We start from the raw sequence: 2,987 nt of genomic DNA on the forward strand, positions 1-2,987 counted from the left end.
CGCGCGCTCCCCGTACGGCTCGCTGTGCCGCCGCCCGTGCCCGTCCCCGTGCCGCTCCCTGAGAGCCACCGTGCCGTCCGCCCTGCCCTTCGCCCGCGGCTAGTTCCGCGTGGAGGGCACATTCTCCCTGTCCGGCGCCGGCCCGCTCGCGCCGCGGTCCTTCGCCGGCATGAACGCCGCGGCCACCACCGCGCCCAGCACCGCCGCGACCGCCGCCGCCAGCGACGTCACGTGCATCGCGTCGATGAACGCGTTGTCCGCCTCGGCGATCAGCTTCTTCCCGGCGGGCCCGGCGCGCTCCGCGAAGGTGCGGGTGGCCTCGATGGACTCGCCGGCCGCGCTCGGCGCCCCCGGGGGCAGGTTCACCTGGCCGCGGTAGACCGAGGACAGCAGCGAGCCGAGCACGGCGACCCCGAGGGCGCCGCCGACCTGCCGGAAGGTGTTGTTGACCGAGGAGCCGGCACCGGCCTTCTCGGGCGGCAGCGACTGCATGATCGAGGTGGTGGCCGGCGGCATGACGTGCGCCATCGCGGTGCCCATGAGGAAGAACAGCGCCTCCAGGATCCACAGCGGCGACGACTCGTCCAGCAGCAGGAAGCCGGCGAAGGCGGCGGCGATGGCGAGCATGGCGACCGTGCACACCGCCCGCGCGCCGAACCGGTCGACCACCAGCCGGGAGCGCGGCGCGAAGATCAGCTGCGCGACGGCCAGCGGCAGCAGGAGCAGCCCGGAGTCCAGCGGCGACAGGCCGCGCACGCTCTGGATGTAGAAGACCATGAAGAACGTCACGCCCATGAGCGCGAAGAACACCAGGCCGATGACGGCGACCGAGGCCGAGAAGCGCGGGTTGCGGAACCACCGGATGTCGAGCGCCGGATGCCGGCTGCGGCGCTCGTACCAGACGAAGAGCACGATGACGAGCGCGCCGCCGAGGATCGTGCCCCAGACCTCCGGCGCGCCGAAGTCGGCGCGCTGGCCGCCCCGGACCACGCCGTAGACGATCAGCACCAGGCCGGCGATGGACAGCAGCACGCCGGTGGGGTCGATCCGGCCGGGGGCGGGGTCCTTGGAGTCGGGGACCACCAGCGCCATCCCGATCAGCGCCACGCTGATGATCGGCACGTTGACCAGGAAGACCGAGCCCCACCAGAAGTGCTCCAGCAGCAGCCCGCCGGTGATCGGCCCGATGGCGATGGCCAGGCCCACCGACCCGGCCCAGATGCCGATGGCCCGGGGCTGCTCGTCGCGCTCGAAGACGTTCACGATGATCGCCAGCGTGGCGGGCAGGACGAACGCGCCGCCCATGCCCATCAGGGTGCGGAAGGCGATCAGCTCGGTCGGGGTGCCGGAGAACGCGGCGAGCACCGAGCCGATGCCGAAGACGACCATGCCGCCCAGCAGGACCCGCTTGCGCCCCAGCCGGTCGCCCAGCACGCCCGCGGTGAACAGCAGGCCCGCGAAGGCCAGGGTGTACGCGTCGATCGCCCACTCCAGCTCGCTCTGGCTGGCGCCGAGGCCGGTGGGGGCGGGGGTGGCGATCGTCTTCATCGCGACGTTGAGGATGGAGTTGTCGAGGACGACGACGAGCAGGCTGAAGACGAGCACGCCGAGGATGAGCCAGCGGCGGCGGTGGACCTCCGGGGCAATCCGGTGCGCGGTGTCCATGAAAACCACGCTAGCGTGCATTCCGAGACGGCGCCGTTCCGTATCACAAAGGCCCGGCAAAGGCGCGGTCAAGCGTCGAACAGCAGGTCACAGGCTCGACACGCGGGCGCGTGCGACGTTCCGCACACGTGCCGGGGCCGGGGTGTCGTTCGCCGGTGCGGCGTGCCAGCATGGAAGTGGTCCGGGGACGCCGTAAGGGCGCCTCGAGATGACGAAGGAGCGTTTGCGATGACGCACGTTTCGCATGCCCGCAAGACGCCCGGTGGGGCCGACTCCGCCCCGGCGCTGTACGGCGGGGACGGTGGCGGCAAGGGCCGCCGGGTGACGATCCGGGACCTGGCCGCGGCCAAGCGGCGCGGCGAGAAGTGGCCCATGCTGACCGCGTACGACTCGACCACCGCCGGCATCTTCGACGAGACCGGCATCCCCGTGCTGCTGGTCGGCGACTCCATGGGCAACGTCCACCTCGGCTACGACACCACCGTGCCCGTCACGCTGGACGAGATGACGATGCTCTCCGCCGCGGTGGTCCGCGGCACCCGGCGCGCCCTGGTCGTCGGCGACCTGCCCTTCGGCTCGTACCAGGAGGGCCCGGTCCAGGCGCTCCGCTCGGCGACGCGGCTGGTCAAGGACGCGGGCGTGGGCGCGGTGAAGCTGGAGGGCGGCGAGCGGTCGCTGCGCCAGACCGAACTGCTCGTGGAGTCCGGCATCCCCGTGATGTCGCACCTCGGCCTCACCCCGCAGTCCGTCAACGCCATGGGCTACCGGGTCCAGGGCCGCTCCGACGAGGACGCCCACCGGCTGGTGCGCGACGCGAAGGCCGCGCAGGAGGCGGGCGCGTTCGCGGTGGTGCTGGAGCTGGTGCCGGCGGAGCTGGCCGCCGAGGTGACGCGCTCGCTGGAGATCCCGACGATCGGCATCGGCGCGGGGCCGGACACCGACGCGCAGGTGCTCGTCTGGACCGACATGGCGGGGCTGACCGGCGGCAAGCTGCCGCGCTTCGTCAAGCAGTACGCGCAGCTGCGGCAGAGCCTCGGCGATGCGGCCAGGGCCTTCGCCGAGGACGTCGGTGCGGCGGCGTTCCCGGCCGGGGAGCACAGCTTCCACTGAGCCCGCGGGGGCGGCGGGTACCCGGGCGCGGTCATGATGCGCCGATGCGGTGATCTTATTAACTGCATGCGGGTGCCCGCCGTCGTGCCGACACGGCACCGGCGGGTGCCGCGCGGACGCTGGCGGAAAGACCTCGGTCCGGTCGCCACCACCGGCCCGCCGGCCCCGTGGAGAGGAAACCCCGCCCATGCCCCCCGGACGACACCCCGGCC

Annotated in this window: 2 protein-coding genes; one reads left to right on the plus strand and one right to left on the minus strand. The window is 72.8% G+C overall.

The genetic code is table 11. From position 1 onward, the window contains the following. Positions 1–99: 99 nt before the first annotated feature. Positions 100–1,665: an MFS transporter gene (locus tag H5J30_RS24635; protein WP_181789552.1), complete on the minus strand. Its 1,566-nt coding sequence runs from the start codon at positions 1,663–1,665 to the stop codon at positions 100–102. 228 nt (positions 1,666–1,893) lie between these two features. Between H5J30_RS24635 and panB the strand changes: the two genes are divergently transcribed. After that, positions 1,894–2,775, plus strand: a complete 882-nt coding sequence (gene panB / locus H5J30_RS24640) for a 3-methyl-2-oxobutanoate hydroxymethyltransferase (RefSeq protein WP_181789553.1) — start codon at positions 1,894–1,896, stop codon at positions 2,773–2,775. Positions 2,776–2,987: the final 212 nt, after the last annotated feature.

It is taken from the genome of Streptomyces phytophilus, from assembly GCF_013870535.1.
Lineage (GTDB): Bacteria > Actinomycetota > Actinomycetes > Streptomycetales > Streptomycetaceae > Streptomyces > Streptomyces phytophilus.